The organism is Streptomyces sp. S6 (genome assembly GCF_054880855.1).
Genome location: NZ_JBTYMC010000338.1, coordinates 1 through 6,663, shown reverse-complemented (window position 1 = coordinate 6,663; position 6,663 = coordinate 1). Strand labels below are relative to the sequence as shown.

The 6,663-nt window shown below is 68.9% G+C and carries 10 protein-coding genes; 7 read left to right on the top strand and 3 right to left on the bottom strand.

The genetic code is table 11. The annotated features are described in order from the left end of the window. Positions 1 to 14: 14 nt before the first annotated feature. From ACVNF4_RS30370 to ACVNF4_RS30345, 6 genes are all read left to right on the top strand, one after another. Positions 15 to 164, top strand: coding sequence for an IS3 family transposase (locus ACVNF4_RS30370; protein WP_461806092.1), 150 nt, complete (start codon positions 15 to 17; stop codon positions 162 to 164). A gap of 372 nt (positions 165 to 536) precedes the next feature. Continuing rightward, a complete protein-coding gene (locus tag ACVNF4_RS30365) occupies positions 537 to 1,223 on the top strand; it encodes an HAD family hydrolase (RefSeq protein WP_461806091.1) in 687 nt (228 codons plus the stop codon). Positions 1,224 to 1,319: 96 nt separating this feature from the next. Next, complete coding sequence (locus tag ACVNF4_RS30360; protein WP_461806090.1) at positions 1,320 to 2,222, top strand: radical SAM protein; 903 nt, start codon at positions 1,320 to 1,322, stop codon at positions 2,220 to 2,222. A gap of 94 nt (positions 2,223 to 2,316) precedes the next feature. After that, the gene (locus ACVNF4_RS30355) at positions 2,317 to 2,853 is read left to right on the top strand and encodes a hypothetical protein (protein ID WP_461806089.1); all 537 of its coding nucleotides are present in this window, start codon (positions 2,317 to 2,319) and stop codon (positions 2,851 to 2,853) included. Beyond that, positions 2,774 to 3,370 carry a class I SAM-dependent methyltransferase gene (locus tag ACVNF4_RS30350; RefSeq protein WP_461806088.1) on the top strand — a complete coding sequence of 199 codons (597 nt, stop codon included), beginning with the start codon at positions 2,774 to 2,776 and terminating at the stop codon, positions 3,368 to 3,370. The genes ACVNF4_RS30355 and ACVNF4_RS30350 overlap by 80 nt, the downstream gene beginning before the upstream one ends. An 11-nt stretch (positions 3,371 to 3,381) precedes the next feature. Then, positions 3,382 to 3,936 carry a class IV adenylate cyclase gene (locus ACVNF4_RS30345; RefSeq protein WP_461806087.1) on the top strand — a complete coding sequence of 185 codons (555 nt, stop codon included), beginning with the start codon at positions 3,382 to 3,384 and terminating at the stop codon, positions 3,934 to 3,936. Positions 3,937 to 3,940: 4 nt separating this feature from the next. Here ACVNF4_RS30345 and ACVNF4_RS30340 read toward each other — a convergent pair whose 3' ends face one another. Genes ACVNF4_RS30340 through mshA form a run of 3 tightly spaced genes read right to left on the bottom strand, consistent with a single transcriptional unit; the run spans position 3,941 to position 6,019 of the window. After that, the gene (locus ACVNF4_RS30340; protein ID WP_461806086.1) at positions 3,941 to 4,201 is read right to left on the bottom strand and encodes a hypothetical protein; all 261 of its coding nucleotides are present in this window, start codon (positions 4,199 to 4,201) and stop codon (positions 3,941 to 3,943) included. Then, entirely contained in the window at positions 4,201 to 4,686 is a 486-nt protein-coding gene (locus ACVNF4_RS30335; protein ID WP_461806085.1) for a type III secretion system chaperone family protein, read from the bottom strand. Before ACVNF4_RS30335 ends, ACVNF4_RS30340 begins: the two co-directional genes overlap by 1 nt. Continuing rightward, complete coding sequence (gene mshA, locus ACVNF4_RS30330; RefSeq protein ID WP_461806084.1) at positions 4,679 to 6,019, bottom strand: D-inositol-3-phosphate glycosyltransferase; 1,341 nt, start codon at positions 6,017 to 6,019, stop codon at positions 4,679 to 4,681. Before mshA ends, ACVNF4_RS30335 begins: the two co-directional genes overlap by 8 nt. A 195-nt stretch (positions 6,020 to 6,214) precedes the next feature. On the opposite strand from mshA, the gene ACVNF4_RS30325 reads away from it, so the two are divergent. Beyond that, a partial coding sequence (locus tag ACVNF4_RS30325) for a class I SAM-dependent methyltransferase (RefSeq protein ID WP_461806083.1) occupies positions 6,215 to 6,663 on the top strand: 449 nt, incomplete at its 3' end.

Sequence of the window (6,663 nt, the reverse complement as noted above, 5' to 3'; positions counted from 1 at the left end):
AGCGCGTATCAAGGGTGACTTACCCGACCCGCGAGGCCGCCCGGCAGGACATCACTCGCTACATCGAATTCTGGTACAATCGCAAACGCCTCCACTCGGCGGTGGGTTACCACCCTCCGTGCGAAGTCCACGCCGAGTACGAGAAGTTGCGAATCGCCGCGTGATATAAACGGTCAAAAGCCTGTCCGGAAAACGCGAGGCCCCTCACACCTCACGGGGAACGCTCGCCCTGTTCTGATAAGTCGCCACGATCTCGGCCTTGTCGGGCCGACCGGCACGAGCCTCTTGTGCCGGCCAGAGGAAGGTCTCCTCGACTCGTAGATGCTTTGCCACACGGAAACGGTGCCGAGGGTGAGGAACACGACCGCCCAACCACCGACCGACCGTCTTGGGGTCCACCTCGCATGCTTCAGCGAGCGCATCCGGGGACACGCCCCGCTGGGCGAGCACGGAGTGAAGTCGCTCGTTCACGGAGGACATACAAGCGCAGATGCGGTGAGACGAGCAAGGCACGCACCGGTGCCTACGCTGGCGGTATGCACCTCACCGTCCTGTGGGACATCGACCACACGCTCATCGACAACGCGGGGGTGAGCAAGGAGATTTACGCCGCCGCCTTCACCGCGCTCACAGGCTTCGCACCAGCCGGCCCCGCGCGCACGGAGGGCCGTACGGACCGTCTGATCATGCGGGAGCTACTGCTGCGGCATGACGTTCCAGAGCCGCGATGGGAGCTGGTCCAAGCCGCGTTGACGCAGGCGGGGCAGGAACGCTTCGAGGAGTTGCGTACCCGGGGGACGGCCCTGCCGGGAGCGTTCGATGCCCTCAAGGCAGTGGCGGAACACGGGAGTTGGGTCTCCTCGGTCCTCACCGGAAACATCGCGGCGAACGCAAGGGTCAAGCTTGCCGCCTTCGGCCTCGACTCCCATGTCGACCTCGCGATAGGGGCGTTCGGGGCCGACGGCGTCCAGCGTCCTGAACTGGTGGCGGTGGCAAGAGAACGTATCCGCCTCGCGTACGGAACGGAGGCCCCGGTCGTGCTGATCGGGGACACCCCGCGGGACGTCGAGGCCGCTCTCGCCACGGACTCTCATGTCGTCGCGGTCGCCACCGGCGTGCACAGCCGGGAGGAACTGGCCGATGCCGGCGCGGAGTTCGTGTTGCCGGATCTCTCCGACACCGCAGGGCTGGTGCGCCACTTGGAGCGCATCTCGGCGAACTGAGAACGTCCCAAGACGTCCTCGGGCCGTCCGCGTACGCGGTGATGCCGTCCGCCCTTGTGCGGCCACGATCGGGACTCCACTGCCCGGGAGGTCCACGTGATCCGCGAAGTCACCGGTATTCACCGGATTCGGATGCTGTACCTGCAACTGCTGTACCGCTGCAACTTCTCGTGCCTCCACTGCTTCCACGGTGAACGGCTGAAGCACGCCAGCTTGTTCACGGCCGAGGAGGCGATCGGGCTCGTCCGGCTGATGCGTGAGGAGTACGGCACCGAGGCGGTGACGTTGCTCGGCGGCGAGCCCTTCGTGCACAAGGAGTTGACCGAGGTCGTCCGCCGCGCCCGGCAGGAGCTGGGGATGAGGGTGGAGATCTGCACCAACGGTTACCGCATCGAGCGCCGTCTCATCGAACTTGCCCCGGACATTGATCTGTTGAGGGTCTCCCTGGAAGGCGTCGGCGGTACCAACGACACCATCCGCAGGCAGGGTAGCTACCACGCCGCGTTGAGCACGTTGAGCCTTGCCCGGAAACTCGGCGTCGCGACGGCGGCGACGATGACTGTGACGGCGCGGAACATCACCGAAGTCATGCCGCTGGCACGGGTCGTGCAACGCCTCGGCGCCTGTCAGTTGAAGCTCCACTGCCTGCGTCCAGTCGGTAACGCCGCCCTTCACCCCGAACTCCTGGTCGGTGATCCGGCCGAGTACACGCGCCTGCGTGAGGAGTTGCGGTCGGCCGGGCTCGCCATCGAGGTCGTCCTCGACGAGGACCTGTCCGAGAGCGGGGCGCCGGAGACCTGTGCGGCGGTCGACAGCCCACGGGAGATCGATCGGATCGAGGCCGACCCGCGCGGCGCGCTCACCATGTCCTGCAAGGCCGTGGGCAAGGATTCCCACGCCTTCTGGTACGAGAAGGCGGCCGGCCGCATCGTCCACCGGCCCACTGCCACCGACGAACTCACCCTGCCCGTACCGGATGTGGTGTACGCCCGTGTCTGAGCAACACCCCACGTTCGAGGCGTTGGAGGGGCTGAGAGGCTGCGGAAAGTCCACGGTGGCACCGCTGTTGGCGGCGGTCAGGGGTGCTCTTCTGGTGCCCACGGTTCCGCTCCTCTACCGGCCGTTACGCCGACAGATGGACCTCCGAGGGGGTATCGAGGCGCGGCAGTGCTTCTATCTCTCGGCGCTCTTCACGGTTGCCGAGGAGATCCGGCACCACCTGGCCGACGGCACCTCGGTCGTCGTCGAGAGCTACTTCGCCCGATGCCTCGCGAACCATCACTCGTTCGGGTCCCGGCTCAGCGTCACGCTGCCACCCGATCTGCCGCAACCCATCACGTACCACCTGGTGTGCGCGGAGGACGAACGGCAGCGACGGCTCGCCCGACGGACCAAGCCGGTGACCCGCTGGGACCTCCTGAGCGAGGAAGCCCCGGAGCGGATCACGGCCGCGTACACCCGTTTCCCCATGCACCGCGTCGACACCACCGACCGCGATCCGGACCGTGTCGTCCGGGCGATTCTCGGCATTGGCCAGGAAGGAGATCACCGTGCGGACACCGAGCCTGTGGGAGCACACCCTCACGTTCTTCCCCCAGTTCGTCGCCACGCTGGGGGAAACCTCCACTGAGGCCACAGTGGTGGTGGTCGGGGCGAGCGACGGCAGATACGTGTCGACGCTCGCCGCTGCTGGACATCACGTCATCGCCGTCGAACGCGACCCCCTCGCTCTCCAAGGCCTTCACGACCGTCTCCAGGCGGAGCAACTCCAGGGCCGGGTACAGGTCGTGGAGGGGGACTTCCTCACCGTCGAACTTCCCGAGGCGCGTTGTGGCGCCGTCTGGACGAGTTGTTCCTGGCACTACAGTGCCAACCATCATCGCCCGCTCGCCGACTTCGTCGGCCGTATGCAGTCCCTCGTCCGCGAAGGAGGCTTGTTCGGCGCGGAGTTCATGATGCCGGTGGAACAACGCCACGCACGCGTCGAGCACTACACCTCGCCCGAGAGGCTCGCCCACCACTTCGGCGACGACTGGGACGTCCGACTGACCCTCCGCACCGGCGAGTTCGTCGAGCGCCCGCACGTCGGCCAACCCCGAGAACACACCCACCGCATGGGCTTGCTCATCGCGGCCCGCACCGGATGAGGAAGACAGGCATGAAGCACGAGTACGAAGCCACGTTCCTGAACATCGACGCGCCCGCCCTCCAGGGCAGGCTCGCCGCCCTCGGCGCCACGCGGACGATGCCCCGCACCCTCATGACCCGCAAGATCTTCGAGAACGACGCGCTCGACGCCGGCGCATGGCTGCGGCTGCGCAGCGAGGGCACGCGCTCGACCCTCACGCTCAAGCAGGTCACCGACCCGACCACGATCGACGGCACCACCGAGATCGAGACGGAGGTCGACGACCTGGGCGCCATGGCCGAGATCCTCCGCCGCCTCGGTCTCACCGAGGTCCGGTACCAGGAAAACTACCGCGAGGAGTGGCGGCTCGGGGACGTCGTCTTCGACTTCGACACCTGGCCCGGCCTTCCGACTTTCGTCGAGATCGAGGGGCCCGACGAGAGGGCGGTACGAGAGGCGGCGGCGCTGCTCGAACTCGACTACGCGGAGGCGCGGTTCGGGAGTGTGGACGAGGTCTACAAGAGCGAGGTGGGGCGGGACATCCTGGCGGAGCCGACGTTGCTGTTCGCGGCGGAGGGTGTCTAAGCGGTCAGCGCCACTCGGGCGGGATCCGGGAGAGCTGGGCTCGCAAGTCCCAGTTCTCCGGTTCGTTCGAGGGGACGTCCCACACGGCGCCCGAGGCGACCCAGTAGCCGCGGGTCATGCGGATCTTGTCCAGATGGTCGTCCCCGGCACCCGACATGATGCCGCAGCAGTCGCAGTAGACCCACTCGGGAAAGCCGTCCGCGTTCCACAGAAGGCTTCCGTCGTCCTGCCCGCAGACGCGGCACACAGTCTCGGGGAACGGCATCACGCACCCCCGGTCAAACGCCCGAACGCCTCAAGATTCCGCGTCGACTCCCCCCGGGACACCCGCCACGCGTACTCCTTCCGGATCGCGGACGCGAACCCCATCTCAAGGAGGACGTTGAACGCCCCGTCCGCCGCCTCAAGCGTCTGCCCGAGGAGCCGGTCGATCTCGTCCGGCGTCGCGGTCGAGAGCGGAAGGCGGGCGGTGACATAAATGTCCCCCAGGCCGTCAACCGCGTAACTCACCCCGTACAGCTTCAAGTTGCGTTCGAGGAGCCAGCGGTGGACGCCGGACTCGTTCTCGTCGGGGTGCCGGATGACGAACGCGTTCAAAGACAGCGAGTGGCGGCCCACCCGCAACGACACCGTCGTCTTCAGCTTCCGGGTCCCCGGCAGCTCCGCGACGTACGTGCCCGGCGAGGGGGACTCCCAGGTGACCCCCGCCTCGCGGAGGGCCGCCTCGATCACCGCGTGTGCCTCAGCCATGGTGGGAGCGTACGTGATGGCGGTGGGAGTGGACGGCGGCGGTGTAGACGTCGGCGGTGGCGGCGGCGGCGGTGTCCCAGCCGAAGTGCTGGGCGTGGGCGGCGGCGGCATCGCCCATGCGGTCGACCAGCGAGGGGGTGTCCGCGAAACGTTCCAGCACGCGGGCGTACCGAGCGGGTTCGTGGCCGTCGACCAGGAAACCCGTCTCGCCGTCGCGGACGGCCACCGGGAGCCCGCCGACGGACGCGGCGAGGATCGGCGTCCCCGTGGCCTGCGCCTCTATCGCGACGAGCCCGAAGGACTCGCTGTAGGAGGGGACGACGAGGACGGAGGCGGCGCGGAACCAGTCCGCCAGTTGCTCCTGGCCCACCGGAGGACGGAAGCGGACGACGTCGGCGATGCCGAGCCGGGCGGCGAGTTTCTGCAACCCCTCGGGCTTGGCGAGACCGCTGCCACTGGGACCGCCGACGACGGGGACGACGATCCGGGAGCGGAGCTCCGGGCGGTCGTCCAGCAACACCGCAACCGCTTTCAGCAGCACGTCCGGCGCCTTCAGAGGCTGGATGCGGCCTGCGAACAACGGGATCAGGGCGTCCGGCGGAAGCCCCAGCCGCGCACGCGCCGCCGCTCGCCCGTCGCCCGGCGTGAAGCGGGTGAGGTTGACGCCGGGATGGACGACGGCGACCTTGCCGGGATCGGCGTGGTAGTGGTGGACCAACTCCCCGGCCTCTTCGGCCGTGTTGGCGATCAGCCGGTCCGCCGCCTCGACGATCTGCGTCTCGCCGATGACACGTGCCGCCGGCTCGGGGGAGTCGCCGTCCGCGAGGTTCGCGTTCTTCACCTTGGCCATGGTGTGCATGGCGTGCACGAGGGGGGCGCCCCAGCGCTGGGCGGCGAGCCAGCCGACGTGGCCGGAGAGCCAGTAGTGGGAGTGGACGAGGTCGTAGTAGCCGGGGCGGTGACCGGCCCACGCCTGCATGACGCCGTGGGTGAAGGCGCAGAGCTGGGCGGGGAGGTCCTCTTTGTTGAGGCCCTCGTAGGGGCCGGCGTCGATGTGGCGGACGAGGACGCCGGGGGCGAGTTCGACCGTCGGGGGCAGGCCTCCCGTCGTCGCCCGGGTGAAGATCTCGACCTCGATGTTGATCTCCGCGAGCCGCTGGGCCAGCTCGACGATGTAGACGTTCATCCCGCCGGCGTCGCCGGTGCCGGGCTGGTGCAGAGGGGACGTGTGCACGGAGAGCATCGCTACTCGGCGCGGCCTGCGGTGCGGCAGCCGCAGACGCGGGGGCGTGGCCGGGGAACGACGCCCGAGCCGGCTGACGTACTGGCTCACGTGGCGTTTCCTCCTTGCTGGCGGTGCTGCGGGCATGCTGAAGGGGGCGGTCGTGCGCCCTCCGAGCGGGTGCAACGCCGGGGGAGGGCCCGCTCATTCCGGATGTGAGGCTCATCGGGTGGTGTTTTTACCTGCGCATTGCCGAGACTCGCTCAACCGTTCGATCGCGTGAGGCGTCCGGCTACCCTCGTACGCATGAGTTCCCCCCGGCCCGTCGGCACCGTTACGCGCGGGACCACCAACCCGAACCGGCTGCGGCGCATGGACCGCTGGATCGCCGAGGTGCACGGCGCCGAGCTGCGGCGGGCGGACGATCCGGTGGCGGTCGACCTGGGGTACGGGGCGGCGCCCTGGACGGCCGTCGAGCTGCTGGCCCGGCTGCGCAGAACCGTGCCGCACGCGCGCGTGGTGGGCGTCGAGATCGACCCCGCGCGCGTGGCCGCCGCGAAGCCGTACGAGCGGGAGGGGCTCGTCTTCCGGCACGGCGGGTTCGAGGTGCCGGTGGAGGGGCGGCCGGTGCTGGTGCGGGCGGCGAACGTGCTGCGGCAGTACGACGAGGACGCCGTCGCGGGGGTGTGGGCGCGCGTGTGCGGGCGGCTGGCGCCGGGCGGGCTGCTGGTCGAGGGGACGTGCGACGAGATCGG